This is a genomic window from Streptomyces violens, assembly GCF_000717745.1.
GTDB classification, from domain to species: Bacteria; Actinomycetota; Actinomycetes; order Streptomycetales; family Streptomycetaceae; genus Streptomyces; species Streptomyces violens.
The window spans coordinates 379730-395692 of sequence record NZ_JOBH01000002.1; the positions used below are offsets into that span (position 1 = coordinate 379730).

Genomic DNA, 15963 nt, shown 5'->3' on the forward strand with positions numbered 1-15963 from the left:
GGGACCGGCGGGCGTTGATCGCTTGTACACCGCCGGCGAACCGGATCCGAAGGAGCACGGACATGGCTGTACGACTCGGGCTGAGCCTTCCGCAGATGCGGCAGTACGACCTCGGGCGCGACGTGCCGGACGTGGCGCGCGCAGCCGAGCAGACCGGTTACGAAAGCCTCTGGGTCTTCGAGCGCGTGCTCTTCCCCGAGCCCGCGACCCAGGGGTTGTACGGCATACCGGGCCTCCCCTGGCCCGATCAGTACCGCTCGGTGGCCGACCCGCTGGTGACGCTGACGCTGGCCGCCGCGGTGACGGAGCGGGCGCGGCTGGGCACGAGCGTGCTGGTCGCCCCGCTGCACGTGCCCTTCCAGCTCGCCCGCAGCCTCGCCTCGCTGGACGCGGCCAGCGGCGGCCGGGTGATCGCCGGGCTCGGCACGGGCTGGTCCCTGGACGAGTACGCAGCCGCTGCGGTGGCCCCGTTCGAGCGGCGCGGCGAGGTCCTGGACGAGCTGCTGGACGTGTGCCGGGCCGTGTGGGGCCCGGACCCGGTGGAGTACGAGGGCGAGCTGACGACGATCGCCCCGTCCGTGGTCGGTCCCAAGCCGGCCCGGCCGATCCCGGTGCTGCTGCCCGCCACCAGCCCGCGGGCGCTGCGCCGCCTGGTGGACCGTGCGGACGGCTGGATGCCGGTGGGCATGGGCGCCGGGAAGCTGGCCGAGGAGTGGCGGCGGATACAGGACCTGGCGGCGGAGCGCGGCCGCACGGCCCCGTTCCAGAACGTCCTGCGGGTGAACACCCAGCACACACCCAAGGCGTACGAGGGTCAGGACCGCGCCCCCTTCCAGGGCAGCGTCGCGCAGATCGTCGATGACCTGGCGGCCCACGCCGAGGTCGGCCTGGAGGAAATCCTGCTCGACCTGCAGGGCCGGGCCCGGGACGCGGAGGAGCTGAAGGACCTGGCGGCGGAGGTGTACGAAGCGGCGCGCGCGGCGGGGATATGACGCACGGCCGGGGCACGAGCGGCCGGCGGGCGGGCGGCTGAGCCGGCGGGGGGAGCCGCGCGGCGGCGGCTCCCCCGTCCCCTCCGTCCCGAGCCGGGAGGGCGGTCAGTCCTCCGGCAGTTCGACCGGGGCGATCTCGTCGTACAGATCGCCGGGGCCCGGGTTGGTGGCGTCCGTGCCGCCGCCGAAGTGGTGCATCACGCCCCACACGGCGTTCAGCGCGGTCTGCACGGCGCCCTCGGCCCAGCCGGCGGTCCAGGAAATGTCGTCACCGGCGAGGAAGAGGCCGCGCTTGTCCTCGGGAAGGAGGTCCTGCATGAAGTGCGTGAACAGCCGGCGCTGGTAGCGGTAGTGCCCCGGCAGGTTGGCCTTGAACGCTCCCATGAAGTACGGCTCGTTCTCCCAGGACACGGTCACGGGGTTGCCGATGATGTGCTTGCGGATGTCGACCTTCGGATAGATCTCCGAGAGCGACTTCAGCATGACCTCCATGCGCTCGTTGGCGTTCAGCGGCAGCCACTTCAGACTGTCGTCGCACCAGGTGTAGGAGAGGCAGATGACGGCGGGCTCGTCGGGCCCGTTGTCGAGGAGGTAGGTGCCACGGGTCATCCGGTCCGTCAGCGTCATCGACATGACGTCCCGGCCGGTGTCCTCGTCCTTGTCCAGCCAGAACGGCCGGTCGACCGGCACGAAGAGCTTGGAGGACTCCATGTAGTGAGTACGCTCCATCGCCGTCCAGTGGTCGATGGGGAACAGCGCGTCGTCGCACTCGATCTTTGACAACAGCATCCAGGACTGCGCGGTGAAGACGGCCGCCTGGTAGGTGCGGATGTCGCCGGAGGCGTCGGTGACGGTGATCCGGTTGCCGGCGGTGCGGTTCAGCCGGGTCACGGCCGGGCGCGGCGCGCCGTCGTGCAGCGAGGAGAGGGACGTGCCCTGGGCCCAGTGCACGATCTTCTCCGGCTCGCGCTCCCACAGGCGCAGCGGGAGCTGCTGGCTGCCGCCGACGATGCCGCGGTGGTGGTCGTCCGCCTCGGTGTAGACGACGCGGAGGATCTCCAGGATGGAGTTGGGGAAGTCGGTGTCCCAGCCGCCGGTGCCGAAGCCGACCTGGCCGAAGATCTCCCGGTGCCGGAAGGACTTGAAGGCGCTGGAGTCGCAGAGGAAGCCGTAGAAGGTCTGGTTGTCCAGCTTCTCGACGAGCTTGGCCCAGATCTCGCGGATGCGCGGGACGTCGCGCTCGCGGAGGGCCTGGTTCATGTCGGAGAAGTCGGCGCCCTCCTCCAGGCAGGCGTTCCACGCCTCGGCCACCTGGCGGTAGACGTCGGGCAGGTCGTCGACGGTCTCGGCGTAGTGCGACTCGCCCTTGAGGTCGACGACGGTGGAGGGGGTCTCGGGCGCGAGCGGGTTGGGGAACGGCTTGGTCTTGAGCCCGACCAGGTCGATGTAGTGCTGCAGCGCCGTGGAGGACGGCGGGAAGCGCATCGCGCCCATCTCGGCGGTGAGCGAGGAGTCGCAGCCCTCGAAGCCGACGGTGCGCAGCCGGCCGCCGATCTGGTCCGCCTCGTAGACGACGGGCTTGAGGCCCATCTTCATCAGCTCGTAGGCGGTGACGATGCCGGAGAGGCCGCCGCCGATGACCGCGACCTCGGTGCCGTGCTCGGTCGCGGGTATCTGGCCCAGGCCCGCCGGGTGGGCGAGGAAGTCGTCGTACGCGAAGGGGAAGTCCGGTCCGAACATGGTGATCGGCGGCTGCGCGTCGGTGTGCTGGACGGCGGTGGGCACCGTGGACGTCATGGGGCGAGACTCCTTGCGAAACAGGGCAAAACGAGGGGAAGCAGGCAGGCGGGACCGGGCCGGGCGCGGTCGGGACGTGTCGGTCGGGACGCGCCGGCCGGGATGCGGTGGGGTCAGCTCAGCGAGCCGTACAGCTCCGGGCGGCGGTCGGCGAGGTAGGTGTTCGCCTCGCGGGAGGCCGCGAGGAAGCCGGGGTCGACATCCCCGTACACCACTTCCTCGCCGCGTCCGGCGCGGGCCCGGACGACCCCGTCGGGCCCGGCCAGCGTGGAGAGCCCGACGAACTCGAAATCGCCCTCGGGGCCGGTCCGGTTGACGTACGCGACGTAGAGCTGGCTCTCGAAGGCCCGTACGGGGATCACCGACTCGGCGACGAACTGGTACGGATGCATCTGCGCGGTGGGCACGACCAGGAAGTCGGTGCCGGCCAGCGCGTGCGCCCGGACGTTCTCCGGGAACTCCACGTCGTAGCAGATCAGCAGGCCGATCCGGACGCCGTTCAGCTCGGCCTGGACGACGGGCGTATCACCGGGCGTGAACCACTCGCGTTCGAAACAGCCGAAGAGGTGGGTCTTGCGGTAGTTCGCGAGGCGGGTGCCGTCCGGGCCGATGAGCTGGACCGCGTTGTAGATCGCCGTACCGTCGCGCTCCGGGTAGGCGTAGGCGACGGCGATGCCGTGCTCGGCGGCGATCCGGGCCACCTCGTCGGCGCTGTCGCCGTCGGCGGGCTCGGCCAGCCGGGGCACGTCCGCGCCGATCGCGTACCCGGTCAGGAACATCTCCGAGGTGACCAGCAGCCCGGCACCGGCCGCCGCGGCGTCCGCGGCGGCCCGCTCCAGCGCCTTGAGGTTGTACGCCACGTCACCGGGCCGTCCCGAACTCTGGAGCAGGGCGGTGCGCAGCGAAGACATGGAACCCCTCGGTTGGTGTGTACGGCACGACGGTGCGTACGGGCTTTCGGAAGACGTAAAGACGGTACGGTCCGCGGACCAAGTGGTACAAGGCTGCACCATTGCGCTTCACGTACCGATTCGTTGCGCCTTCCGAGCCGCTGACGGCGATTCGTTGCGCTCTCGCCACGCACCGCGGCGCCGGGCCGGAGGGGCATCGAGCCCGAGCGCCGGCGGGCCCCAGAGGCGGCAGGCCCCAGGGGCGGTGCGTCAGACCGGGGAGCCGGAGGAGAAACGCCGCAGGAGGGGCGAGAGCACCAGGACGGACTTGGTCCGTTCGACGAAGTGCTCGCCGGCGATGCGCTCCAGGACGCGCTCGAAATGGCGCATGTCCGAGGCGAAGACCTGCACGATGGCGTCCGCCTCACCGGTCACGGTGGAGGCGGACGCCACTTCGGGATAGCGCGCGAGGCCACGGTGGATGGCCTCGGGCGAGGTGTTGCGACGGCAGTACAGCTCGACGAAGCCTTCGGTTTCCCAGCCGAGCGCCGCCGGGTCCACCCGTACGGTGAACCCGGTGATGGCGCCCTCGTTCCGCAGCCGGTCCACCCGGCGTTTGACGGCCGGGGCCGAGAGCCCGACCTCCTGACCGATGTCGGCGTAGGAGCGGCGGGCGTCCTCAGCCAGGGCGTGGACGATGCGTTCGTCGAGGTCGTTCAGTCGCACAGGGGGTGGTTCACTTCTCTGCGGTGGCCAATCGGGAGCGGCGCATGCCGTAAGCGAAGTAGAACACGAGACCCGCCGCCATCCAGACTCCGAAGACCATCCACGTGACGGCGTCGAGGCTGCCCATCATCCAGATGCAGAGCAGGAAGCCGATCGCGGGGAAGAGCGGCGACAGCGGCGTGCGGAAGGTGCGCGGCATGTCCGGGCGGGTCTTGCGCAGCACGATGACCGCGACGTTGACCAGCGCGAACGCGAAGAGCGTGCCGATGCTGGTGGCGTCGGCGAGCTGGCCGAGCGGCACGGCGGCGGCCAGGATGCCGCAGAAGAGCGAGACGATCACGGTGTTGGCGCGGGGCGCGCCGGTCTTCGGGTGGACCTTGGAGAAGACCTTGGGCACCAGGCCGTCGCGGGACATCGCGAAGAGGATGCGGGTCTGACCGTAGAGCACGGTCAGCACGACGCTGGCGATGGCGACCACCGCACCGGCCGCGAGCAGTACGGCCCAGAAGCTCTGGCCCGTGACGTCCTTCATGATCCCGGCCAGCGCGGCCTCGGTGCCGGAGAACTGCTTCCAGGGCAGCGCGCCCACGGCGACGGCCGCGACCAGGCAGTACAGCGCCGTGACGATCACCAGCGAGAGCATGATGGCGCGCGGCAGGTCGCGCTGCGGGTTCTTGGCCTCCTCGCCGGCCGTGGAGGCGGCGTCGAAGCCGATGTAGGAGAAGAAGAGCGTGGCGCCGGCGGCGCTGACGCCCGCCATGCCGAGCGGCATGAAGGGGGCGTAGTTCCCGGCGCGGACGCCCATGAAGGCGACGCCGCAGAAGAGCAGCAGCGCGGCGATCTTGACCGCGACCATGACCGCGTTGGCCCGGGCGCTCTCCTTCGCGCCGCCCAGCAGGAAGGCCATCGCGAGCAGCACGACCAGCAGCGCCGGCAGGTTGAAGATGCCGCCGTCACCGGGCGGCGCGGCGATCACCTCGGGGATGGTGAAGCCGAGTGTGCCGGACAGCAGCTCGTTGAGGTACTGCCCCCAGCCCACCGCGACCGCGGCCACGGACACGCCGTACTCCAGGATCAGACACCAGCCGCAGATCCAGGCGACCAGCTCGCCGAGCGTGGCGTACGCGTAGGAGTACGAGGAGCCGGAGACGGGGATGGTGCCGGCCAGCTCGGCGTAGGACAGCGCCGAGAAGAGCGCGGTGATGCCGGCGATCACGAACGAGATGATGACCGCGGGACCGGCGTCGGGCACCGCCTCGCCCAGCACCACGAAGATGCCGGTGCCGAGCGTGGCGCCGATGCTGATCATCGTCAGCTGCCACATGCCCAGGGAGCGGCGCAGCGTACCGCCCTCTCCCTGGCCGCCTTCGGCCACCAGGCGTTCGACGGGCTTGCGCCGCATCAGCGTGCCGAGCGGCCCGGGGCGGGACGGAGGCTGCTGCGGCTGGGGGTCGCTGCCCTCGGAGGGAGGGGCTGCGCCGTGGTCCAACACTGGGGTGGCTCCTTTATCGCTGCCGTACCGGCGGCGGTGACCGGGGCGGCCCGTACGCGGGCAGCATGAAGCAACCCGCACGGGACCCGCCGAGCGGACGGTCCCCGCCACTCCACGTAATTAACTTGCCTGACCTTAAGGCCCACGTGTGACCTGCCGTAATGCGGGTTCTTTGCGCATGCGCGCATGATCCTTGCGCACGAAGCGGCACAGCGGCCATTTGTTGCGCGCCCAGGGCGTGTTGAGGCCATGGATTCGAAGGAGCGACATTTCGACCGGACGGGCGACCGCGGCCGGAAGTAATCGATCTCACGCGTCCTCGCAGTGGGGACGGAGACACCCCCTCTCCGGAAACGCGAACGGGCCTGGCCCCGCACGCGCATGACGTGCGGGGCCAGGCCCGTAGGGCAGGAACGCCTACCAGCTGTTGTGCAGCGGCTTGCCCTCGGCGTAGCCGGCCGCGCTCTGCACGCCGACGACGGCCTTGTCGGCGAACTCCGCGAGGTTCGAGGCGCCCGCGTAGGTGCAGGAGGACCGCACGCCCGCGATGATCGAGTCGATCACGTCCTCGACGCCGGGGCGGGCCGGGTCGATGAACATCCGCGAGGTGGAGATGCCCTCCTCGAAGAGGCCCTTGCGGGCGCGGTCGTACGCCGACTCCTCGCTCGTGCGGTTGCGCACCGCGCGCGCCGAGGCCATGCCGAAGCTCTCCTTGTAGAGCCGGCCGTCGGCGGTCTGCTGGAGGTCGCCGGGCGACTCGTACGTACCGGCGAACCACGAGCCGATCATGACGTTGGACGCGCCCGCGGCCAGCGCCATGGCGACGTCGCGCGGGTGCCGCACGCCGCCGTCCGCCCAGACGTGCTTGCCGTACTTCTTCGCCTCGGCGGCGCACTCCAGGACGGCGGAGAACTGCGGGCGGCCCACGCCGGTCATCATGCGGGTGGTGCACATGGCGCCCGGGCCGACGCCGACCTTGATGATGTCCGCGCCGGCCTCGATGAGGTCGCGCACGCCGTCGGCGGCGACGATGTTGCCCGCGACGATCGGGACCTGCGGGTCCAGCGCCCGGACGGCCTTGACCGCGCTGATCATGGACTCCTGGTGGCCGTGCGCGGTGTCCACCACGAGGGTGTCCACGCCCGCGGCCAGCAGCGCCTTGGCCTTGCCCGCCACGTCGCCGTTGATGCCGACGGCGGCGGCGATGCGCAGTTTGCCGTCGGCGTCGGTCGCCGGGGTGTACAGGGTCGCGCGCAGCGCGGCCTTGCGGGTGAGGATGCCGACGAGCTGGCCGTCCTTGCCGACCGCGGGGGCGAGCTTGCGGTTGGCGGCGTCGAGCTGGTTGAACGCCTCGCGGGGGTCGATGTCGGCGTCCAGGACCAGCAGGTCCCGGGACATGACCTCGGCGACCTGGGTGAAGCGGTCCACGCCGGTCAGGTCGTGCTCGGTGACGACGCCGATGGGGCGGCCGCCCTCGACGACGATGCCCGCGCCGTGCGCTCGCTTGGGCAGCAGGGACAGCGCGTCCGCGACGGTCGCGATCGGCGACAGCACGATCGGGGTGTCGAGGACGAGGTGGCGTCCCTTGACCCAGCTCACGACGTCGGTGACGACGTCGATCGGGATGTCCTGGGGGATGACGACGAGACCGCCGCGACGGGCGACCGTCTCGGCCATCCGGCGTCCGGCGATCGCGGTCATGTTCGCCACGACCAGCGGGATGGTGGTGCCCGTGCCGTCCGGCGAGGAAAGGTCCACACCCTGCCGGGAGCCGACCGCGGAGCGGTTCGGCACCATGAACACGTCGTCGTACGTCAGGTCGTACGGCGGCTTCGAATCGTTCAGAAATCGCATGCTAACTCTCTCACCTGCGGTTTTGCTTGGGTAGCGGGCGGGGAGTCAGCTCAGAACCGGAATCGGACCGGGCCGCGGCTCCTAGTCCATCATCGCTGATCCGGTCAGCCGATGGCGAATATTGCGGGCGGTTCTGTGGCTTCACCCGAGCGGCCCTGTCGGCGGCTGTTGCTTCCGCCGAAATTCGGGCCGTACGGCGGACGATACGGACCTGGTCATCGCGCGTAGACGGTTCGGCCCCTAACGTTCCGCCATGGCCAAGAAACGAATTGTTGCAACGGGCGTCGCGGGCGTGTGTGCCTGCGCCGTCCTGGTCACCACCGGCGCCCTGAGCGCCAACGGCGCCGAGGAAAGCACGTGGCAGAAGGTCGGCGACGGGATGACCGGCGGGGTCAGCGGGCTGGCCGTGGCGAAGGCATCCGGTGACGTGATCGACGCCGTCGTGGCGCGGGACAACAAGGAGCCGGGGCAGAGCCGGATGGCGACCGTACGCCTGGTGCCGGGCAAGGCTCCCGAAGTGCGGGAGCTGAAGTGGCGGGCCCAGGCCGGTACCGAGGTGCCCAAGGACCTGGAGTCGCTGGACACCGTGCCCGGGCGGCCCGGCGAGTACACCGCCGTGAGCAGCGGGGACAGCGGAAAGTTCCGCCCGACGGTGTACGACGTGAAGGTGAGCGGCGGTACGGCGACGGTCCGCTGGTCGGCGCCGCTGCCGGGCACCGAGAAGTACGCGGGCGACGACACGCAGAACTACGAGGCGTTCGCCGTCCACCGGGACCGGGCCACCAAGAAGTACCTGGCGGTCTGGGCCACCCGCGGCAGCAACGGCACCGCCTCCCAGGTACGCAGCGCCGCCTTCGACCCGACCGCGGCCGCCCCGGACAAGGTCTTCGGGCACGTCAGCGGCCCGGTGGCGTTCCGCGCACCGTGGCCGGCGCAGGACGAGGTACGCCACATCAGCGACCTGAAGATCGCGCCGGACGGGTCCGTGCTGCTCTCCGCGGCCCAGGACCCGAACAAGAACTCCGGCCCGTTCAGCTCCGCGGTGTACAAGGCGGGCCGGCTCACGCTCACCAAGGGCCGCCCCGCCCTGAAGCTGAGCAAGCCGGAAGAGGTGAGCCGCTACACCACAACGGACAACCGCAAGATCGAGGCCGTCGCCCTCCTCCCCGACGGCGACCACGCCCTGTGGGGCACGGACGACGAGGACTTCGGCGGCTCGGTACTGCGGGACCGCCTGTAGGACTCCGGTCCGGCGGGGACGGGCCACCGGCGCGACGGCATCGCGGTCGGCGCGCCGGCCCGTTCTCGTACGGTGTGCGGATGGACCAGCGCCTCTCGATCACGTACATATCCGCTGACCGGCTCGACGACCTCGAGCCCCTGTGGAAAGCGCTGCATCGGCACCATGTGGCCGTTGCCGGGCACCTGGAACAGCTCTCGCCTTCGCTGTCCCCCGAGGCGTCGTGGCGGAATCGCAGGGCCAAGTACGAGGCATGGCTCGCTGCCCCGGATGTCTTCGCCCTGGCCGCCGAAGCCGATGGCGAACTCGTCGGCTATGCCATGGCCCGCGTCAAGGAACAGCAGCCGGGATCCTGGGAGCGGGGAGCGAAGACCGGTGTCCTGGAAAGCCTTTCCGTACGGGCCGACCAGCGGGGCGGTGGGATCGGGTCCCGCCTGTTCGAGGCAGTCCGTGCCGAGTTCGTGAGCCGGGGAGCGCGGGAGTTCGAGCTTGCTGTCATCGCGAGCAATGCGGACGCCATCCGCTTCTACACCCGGCAGGGACTCCTGCCGTACGTGACCACGCTGGTGAGCCGCAGCTAGGCAGTGCCGGTGGCGGCTACGAGCCGGCGATCTCCCGCCGGAGTTGCTGGGTGAAGCGGCGGAGGAGGGCCAGGGTTTCGTGGTGTTCGGCTCTGCGGTCGTCCTGGCCTTCGCTGGGGCGGGATTTCCAGACCCGGCGGGCGAGGGCGTTGGCGAGGTCGACGGTGTCGTCGGTGCACAGGAGGTAGATGGCGGAGCGCGCTTCCTGCATCCGGCCCGCCAGCTCGTTGGCGCCGGCGCCGTCGTCGCTCAGCCGTGCGTCCCGGAGGTAGTCGATCAGCTGGCTCACGGCGGTGTTGAAGCCGACCCCGGCCTTGAGCTTCTGTTCGCGGAGCCACATGCGGTCCTGCCGGCGCGCGGTGAACCACGCACCGAAAACGGCCCCTATGAGGCCCAGACCGGCACCGATGGCCACGGACAGGACGTTTTCCACGGTCATTTCCCCCTCCAGCGCACGGACAACGGCAGGCTATAGAAGCCTCAGTAGTCGTCATAGGGCGCCTGTGCCGGAGCCTTCGGTCTGCCGCGTTACCTGTGCGAAACGGGGCCTCGGCAGAATCCCGGGCATGAAGATCGAACAGGTGGCCTGGGACGACCCGGACGCCGCCGTCCTGCGGGCGCAGCAGCGGAGCGAGATCGCCGGGATCTACGGGACCCCGGACAGTGAGCCCGGGGTCCCGCCCTCGGCGGCGGACAGCACGGCGTTCTTCGTGGCGTACGAGGACGACGGGATACCGGTGGGCTGCGGCGGCCTGCGCGACCTCGGCGACGGGACCGGCGAGGTCAAGCGGATGTACGTACTGCCGGACCGGCGCGGCTCGGGCGCCGCGGCCGCCGTGCTGCGGGCCCTGGAGGAGTGGGCGCGCGGCCGGGGCTGGACCCGCCTCCGGCTGGAGACGGGCGACCGGCAGCACGCCGCGGTCCGCTTCTACACCCGCGCCGGATACACCCGTATCCCGAACTTCGGGGCGTACGCGGGCGTCGCGGACTCCTGGTGCTTCGAGCGGGTGCTGTAGCCGTCCGGTCAGAGCGGACGGCTACCGGCGGGCCCGTGCCGCGGCTCCTAGGTGCGGGCCCGTGCCGTGCCGCCCGCGTCGCGGGTCAGCAGTACGGCCAGTCCGGTGTCCGTGTCGCGCCAGTGCGCCACCGCGTCGGCGAGGACCGACTCGGCCACCCGCCACTCCTCCGGCTCCGCCGCCGCATAGCCCTGCCAGGCCCGTACGACCAGCAGCCGGCCGCCGTGCTCCGCCGGCCACCAGGAGAGGTCGCCGAGGCAGTCGGCGAGCGCGTCCCAGTTCCGCCCGAACCACGACGGCAGCCGCAGCGCCGCCGCGGCCCGCGTCATGAACTCGGCCTTGTCGGCGACCCCTTCGAGGTCGAGCACGGTGCCCTGCCAGCCCGCGGTCAGCGCGGCGTCCAGCGCTTCCTGCACGGGCCGGCCGGCGGGCCAGGACAGCACGCCGGGCGGCGTCCGCCCGTCGAGCACCGCGGCCAGCGGCCTGGGCACGCCGTCCGGCGCGGGGCCGGGGACGGGGGCGCCGGCACGTCGGCCGGCACCCGCCTGGCCGGGGACTCCGGGGGAATCTGGCATGCCGCGATGCTGTCACAGCCCCGGCCGCCGCGCCGGACGAACGGCCTCCGTACGGCTCAAGCCCTACGGAGACGGCCGCTCCGGCGGGCGCCCGCTGCGGACGGGCTCAGGAGTCCGGGTCCGCGCGGTCCAGGGCCGGGCGCGGGCCCGGAGCGGACTCCAGGAGGAGGTAATCGGCCGCTGCGGTGTCCGTGACCAGGCTCGTGACCAGGCCGGACTTCAGGACCGCGCCGATCGCGTGCGCCTTGCGCTGGCCGCCCGCGATGGCGACCACCTCGGGGATCCGGCGCAGCCGGTCGGCCTCGACCGTGATGCAGCGCTCCCCCAGGTCACGGCCGATGCGCCGACCCTCGGCGTCGAAGAGGTGCGCGGACATCTCCGCGGCGGCGCCGAGCGAGGCGTAGTGCTCGCGCTCGTCCTCCGAGAGCATGTCGTACACCGTCGAGATGCCCGGCGCCCAGGAGCCGATGGACACGCACGCGACGGTGACCTTGTCGAAGTAATCGAACGCCCGCGCGATACCCGTCTGGCCCCGCAGCGCCGCCGCTGTGGCCGAATCCGGCAGCAGCATCGGCGCATAAATGGGGTGCGCCTCGCCGCCGGAGACGTCGGCGGCGCGGCGGACCGCCTCCACCGAGCCACTGTCGGCGGTCCCCGCGTCGTACACACCGGTCAGCTGGACCACCGTGCACGGGGGCAGCCGGTGCAGGGCCGACGCCATGTGGATCGTCGAGCGGCCCCAGGCGATGCCGAGCACGTCGCCCTCGGCGACCAGCTCACCGAGCAGGTCGGCGGCGACATCGCCGAGGTTCTCCGGATCCGGCGCGTCGTCGGAGTCGGCGGCCGACTCCACGACGACGGCGTGCCGCAGGCCGTACCGGGCCCGCAGCGCGTCCGAGCGCTCGGCGTCCAGCTCGGCCGGGACGCGGATCTCGATGCGTACGAGGTCACGCTCGAGTGCCGTCTCCAGCACCCGCGCGACCTTGAAGCGGCTGACGCCGAACTCCTCGGCGATCTGGATCTTGGATTTGCCCTCGAGATAGAACCGGCGGGCCATGGCCGCAGCCTGCACCAGCTCGGCGGGGCCCATCCCGGAATGTGGGCGGCTGGCAACCACGAAAATCTCCCCTACTGCGCACCTGATCGACTCTGCGCTCATCCTTCCAGAAACCCGAGGTCGCCGTGGGCCATGACCCTTCGGCCCGCGATGAACGCTGCGTGGCCACGAGGTCAACCCCCGCCGCCCCGGGTGCGGGCCGCGCCTCGGCACGACCCGTGGACCGCGCCTCCGCGCGGCCCGGCCGCGTCAGTGCGCGCAGCCCCAGCCCGCCGCCGCGGTCGCGGCGTCGGCCTTGTCCCGCAGCGTACGCACGGCCTTCGCCGGGTCCTCGGCGCCGTACACCGCGGAGCCCGCGACGAAGACGTCGGCGCCCGCCTCGGCGCAGCGCTCGATCGTCTTGTCGGACACCCCACCGTCCACCTGCAGCCACATCTCCAGACCGTGCTTGGCGATCAGCGCGCGGGTGCGGCGGATCTTCGGAAGCATGATGTCCAGGAACGCCTGCCCGCCGAAGCCCGGCTCAACCGTCATGATCAGCAGCATGTCCAGCTCGGGGAGCAGGTCCTCGTACTGCTCTATGGGCGTGGCGGGCTTCAGCGCCATCGAGGCCCGCGCGCCCTTGGCCCGGATCTCCCGCGCGAGGCGGACCGGCGCGGCCGCGGCCTCGGCGTGGAAGGTGACGGAACCCGCACCGGCCTCGACGTACTGCGGCGCCCAGCGGTCCGGGTCCTCGATCATCAAATGGCAGTCGAGGGGGGTGTCCGTCGCCTTCCGCAGCGACTCCACGACGGGCACGCCGAGCGTCAGATTGGGCACGAAATGGTTGTCCATGACGTCGACATGGAGCCAGTCCGCGCCCTCGACGGCCTTCGCCTCCTCGGCGAGCCGGGCGAAGTCGGCGGACAGAATGCTGGGGTTGATCAAGGCCATGACTCCAGTATGTCGTGACCGCGCCGACATCCATAAGCGGGTCAGGGGCGCGGGCTCGCGACGCCCTCCGGCGCGCGCTCCCGGGCGGCGGCACGACGGCCCGCCTCGGCGAGCAGCCGCGCGCGGTGTCCGTGGTCCGCGGCCAGCGAGACGCCCGTCCAGGCCATGGCGACGGCGCCGTCCAGGACCGCGCGGTCGGCGCCCTCGGAGGTGCCCGCGGCGGCGAACTCGGGGGTGTGCTGCCGGGCGCCGCCGGTGTCGTAGCCGATCATCGGGTGGATCGTGGGGAGCAGGTGCGAGACGTTCCCCATGTCGGTGGAGCCTGCGCGCTCCGGCGCGCGCCCGACGGTACGCCCGAGGGCCTCGGCGGCACCCGCGTACAGCTCGGCCACGGTGGTGTCCTGCCGCAGGTCGGCGAAGTCGTGCCCGTGCGGCTCCATGCGCAGTTCCGTACCGGTCGCCAGCGCGCCCGCTTCGAAGCAGGCCCGTACCCGCTCCTGGAGGGCGCGCAGCGACTCCATCGTGGGCGAGCGCACTTCGTACCGGGCGGCGGTGCGGGCCGGGATGACGTTGGCGGCCTGGCCGCCGTCCGTGATGATGCCGTGCACGACGCTCTCCGGGGGCAGCTGCTGGCGCAGCAGGCCGAGCCCGGTCTGGGCCACGGTGAGTGCGTCCAGGGCGTTGCGGCCCTCCCAGGGAGCGGCGGCGGCGTGCGCCGGGCGTCCGGTGTACGTGAGGTTCCACGAGCCGATGGCCAGCGAGCCGTTGCCCACGGTGTCGGCGTCGTTCGCGTGCACCATCATCGCGACGGCCACGTCGTCGAAGAGCCCGTCCTCGATCATGTACACCTTGCCGCCGCCGTCCTCCTCCGCCGGGGTGCCGAGCAGCTTGACGGTGATGCCGAGGTCGTCGGCGACCTCGCCGAGCGCGAGGGCCGCGCCGAGCGCCGCCGTCCCGTTGACGTTGTGCCCGCAGGCGTGGCCTATCCCGGGCAGCGCGTCGTACTCCGCACACAGGCCGACGACCAGCTCGCCGCTGCCGCGGACCGCGGTGAACGCGGTGGGCAGCCCGGCCACGCCGCGCTCGACGGTGAATCCGGCCCGCTCGGCGAGCCCGGCCAGCGCGGCCGCCGACCGGTGCTCCTCGAAGGACAGCTCGGGGTCGGCGTGCAGTTGATGGCTGAGGCCGAGCAGCTCCTCCCGCCAGGACTCGGCGGCGTCGCGCGCGGTGCGGTGGTGGGCGGTGAGCTTCACTGGTGTACTCCTTCGGGGACGGTGGCGTACGGGGTGGAGGGCGCGGCGGGGCGCAGCTTCAGGACGGCCAGCGCGGCGGCCAGCCCGGCGGCGGCGCACAGCGCCCAGCCGGTGGTGTAGCCGCCGAGGGCGACCCGGCCGCCGTCGGTGGCGTACGCGGCGAGCGCGGCGCCGAGCAGGGCGGACCCGACGGCGGAGCCCAGCGACAGCACGAGTTCGTTGACGCCGGCGGCGGTCGCGGTCTCCTCGGGGGCGACGGCCTCGACGGTCAGGGTGCGGGTGGCGGACTCGAAGAGGCCGAGCGCCGCGCCGATGAACAGGGACGCGATCAGGTAGTGGGCCAGGCCGGTGTGCAACACGAAGAGGAAGCCGAAGCCGAACAGCGTCGTGACCCCGGCCGCGGCCACGGTGACGCGCTCCCCCAGCCTGCGCAGCAGTACCGGGGTGAGGGCCGAGGTGGCCACGCTGGCGAGCGTCATCGGGAGCAGCGCCCACCCGATGGCGGTCGCGTTGAGCCCGATGCCGTAGCCCACCGCCTGCGGCGAGGCGCCGAGGAAGGTGGCATTGAAGGCGATCGACCCGATCGTGGCCGCCGAGACGCAGAAGGTCACCACGCTCAGCACGGCCACCCGCGGGTTGCGGAGCATCCGTACGTCCACGAGCGGCTGCGCCACCCGCAGCTCCAGCGCCCACCAGCCGGCCAGCGCCACGATGCCCACCAACCCGCAGCCCACGGTCGCGGCCGACGTCCAGCCCCAGGCGGCGCCCTGCGCCAGCGCGAGCACCACGCCGACCAGCCCGGCGGTGAGCAGGACGAAGCCCGGTACGTCGAAGCGCCGGGCCGCGGCCGCCGGTGTCGCGCCGTCCGGCAGCAGGAACCCGGCGACCAGCCCCAGTACGCCCGCGCCCACGCCGATCCACAGGCCGAGCCGGGCGTCGTGCGCGCCGACCGCGCCGGAGACGATGCCCGCGCAGCCGACGGCCAGCAGCAGCGCGCCGACCAGCACGCCGATGCCGCGCCGTGAGGCGGCCTCGCCCTGCTGGTCGCGGAGGATGCCGATCATCAGCGGCATGAAGCCGACCACGCCGCCCTGAAGGGCCGCGCCGAGGGTCAGGAAGGGCAGCGTCGGGCGCAGCGCCATGACCAGCGAGCCGAGCACGACCATGAGGATCGAGGCCCGGAGGAGCCGCCGGTAGCCGAAGCCGTCGCCGAGCCGGGAGAGGACCGGGGTGAGCACGGCGCAGCTCGCCATCTGCACCACGATGATCCAGTTCTGCTGTGCGGTGCCGAAGCCGGCCTGCGCGCCCAGCCCGGGCAGGATCGGCGGCAGGTACTGCTGGGTGGCGCCGCTGGCGACCTCGACGAGGGCCATGGAGGCGAGCATGGTGCGGGGGCCGAGCGGGCGGCCGGGCGGTACGGGTCTGACTGTTCTGTTCATGACAGAGACCTCGGTTCAGGGAGGCGGTACGCGGCACGAGGGCAGGCCGGAGCGACGGCCCGCCACGGAGGCGTACCGGGAAGGGGGAACTACACGGATTAAGGAGCGGGGCCGGTTG

15 protein-coding genes are annotated in these 15963 nt (G+C 71.9%); 4 read left to right on the top strand and 11 right to left on the bottom strand.

Going from position 1 to position 15963, the window contains the following annotated elements:
* The first annotated feature begins 62 nt into the window (after nucleotides 1-62).
* Nucleotides 63-992: an LLM class F420-dependent oxidoreductase gene (locus IF04_RS0105020; protein WP_030251504.1), complete on the top strand. Its 930-nt coding sequence runs from the start codon at nucleotides 63-65 to the stop codon at nucleotides 990-992.
* Nucleotides 993-1097: 105 nt separating this feature from the next.
* Here the strand turns inward: IF04_RS0105020 and IF04_RS0105025 are convergent, their stop codons facing one another.
* From IF04_RS0105025 to IF04_RS0105045, 5 genes are all read right to left on the bottom strand, one after another.
* Entirely contained in the window at nucleotides 1098-2789 is a 1692-nt protein-coding gene (locus tag IF04_RS0105025) for a flavin monoamine oxidase family protein (protein WP_030251508.1), read from the bottom strand.
* A gap of 113 nt (nucleotides 2790-2902) precedes the next feature.
* Nucleotides 2903-3700 carry a carbon-nitrogen hydrolase family protein gene (locus IF04_RS0105030; RefSeq protein ID WP_030251511.1) on the bottom strand — a complete coding sequence of 266 codons (798 nt, stop codon included), beginning with the start codon at nucleotides 3698-3700 and terminating at the stop codon, nucleotides 2903-2905.
* 249 nt (nucleotides 3701-3949) lie between these two features.
* Nucleotides 3950-4405 (bottom strand): Lrp/AsnC family transcriptional regulator, encoded by a 456-nt coding sequence (locus IF04_RS0105035; RefSeq protein WP_030251514.1) that lies wholly within the window; start codon nucleotides 4403-4405, stop codon nucleotides 3950-3952.
* Between the two features lie 10 nt (nucleotides 4406-4415).
* Nucleotides 4416-5897: an amino acid permease gene (locus IF04_RS0105040; RefSeq protein WP_030251517.1), complete on the bottom strand. Its 1482-nt coding sequence runs from the start codon at nucleotides 5895-5897 to the stop codon at nucleotides 4416-4418.
* Nucleotides 5898-6314: 417 nt separating this feature from the next.
* A complete protein-coding gene (locus tag IF04_RS0105045; protein ID WP_030251520.1) occupies nucleotides 6315-7751 on the bottom strand; it encodes a GuaB1 family IMP dehydrogenase-related protein in 1437 nt (478 codons plus the stop codon).
* 253 nt (nucleotides 7752-8004) lie between these two features.
* On the opposite strand from IF04_RS0105045, the gene IF04_RS0105050 reads away from it, so the two are divergent.
* On the top strand, nucleotides 8005-8991 hold the full coding sequence (locus IF04_RS0105050; RefSeq protein ID WP_030251523.1) for a hypothetical protein: 987 nt from the start codon (nucleotides 8005-8007) through the stop codon (nucleotides 8989-8991).
* Nucleotides 8992-9071: 80 nt separating this feature from the next.
* Entirely contained in the window at nucleotides 9072-9572 is a 501-nt protein-coding gene (locus IF04_RS0105055; RefSeq protein ID WP_030251526.1) for a GNAT family N-acetyltransferase, read from the top strand.
* A 16-nt stretch (nucleotides 9573-9588) separates the two neighbouring features.
* On the opposite strand, the gene IF04_RS0105060 is transcribed toward IF04_RS0105055, so the two are convergent.
* Nucleotides 9589-10005 carry a hypothetical protein gene (locus tag IF04_RS0105060; RefSeq protein ID WP_030251530.1) on the bottom strand — a complete coding sequence of 139 codons (417 nt, stop codon included), beginning with the start codon at nucleotides 10003-10005 and terminating at the stop codon, nucleotides 9589-9591.
* Between the two features lie 133 nt (nucleotides 10006-10138).
* Here IF04_RS0105060 and IF04_RS0105065 point away from each other — a divergent pair, with 133 nt between their 5' ends.
* Nucleotides 10139-10588: a GNAT family N-acetyltransferase gene (locus IF04_RS0105065; protein WP_030251533.1), complete on the top strand. Its 450-nt coding sequence runs from the start codon at nucleotides 10139-10141 to the stop codon at nucleotides 10586-10588.
* Between the two features lie 47 nt (nucleotides 10589-10635).
* On the opposite strand, the gene IF04_RS0105070 is transcribed toward IF04_RS0105065, so the two are convergent.
* From IF04_RS0105070 to IF04_RS0105090, 5 genes are all read right to left on the bottom strand, one after another.
* Entirely contained in the window at nucleotides 10636-11079 is a 444-nt protein-coding gene (locus IF04_RS0105070) for a barstar family protein (RefSeq protein WP_030251535.1), read from the bottom strand.
* Nucleotides 11080-11269: 190 nt separating this feature from the next.
* On the bottom strand, nucleotides 11270-12253 hold the full coding sequence (locus IF04_RS0105075; RefSeq protein WP_030251537.1) for a sugar-binding transcriptional regulator: 984 nt from the start codon (nucleotides 12251-12253) through the stop codon (nucleotides 11270-11272).
* Nucleotides 12254-12469: 216 nt separating this feature from the next.
* On the bottom strand, nucleotides 12470-13153 hold the full coding sequence (rpe, locus tag IF04_RS0105080) for a ribulose-phosphate 3-epimerase (protein ID WP_030251539.1): 684 nt from the start codon (nucleotides 13151-13153) through the stop codon (nucleotides 12470-12472).
* 41 nt (nucleotides 13154-13194) lie between these two features.
* On the bottom strand, nucleotides 13195-14406 hold the full coding sequence (locus IF04_RS0105085; protein ID WP_030251542.1) for a M20 family metallopeptidase: 1212 nt from the start codon (nucleotides 14404-14406) through the stop codon (nucleotides 13195-13197).
* A complete protein-coding gene (locus IF04_RS0105090) occupies nucleotides 14403-15845 on the bottom strand; it encodes an MFS transporter (protein ID WP_051830711.1) in 1443 nt (480 codons plus the stop codon). Before IF04_RS0105090 ends, IF04_RS0105085 begins: the two co-directional genes overlap by 4 nt.
* Between the last annotated feature and the right edge of the window lie 118 nt (nucleotides 15846-15963).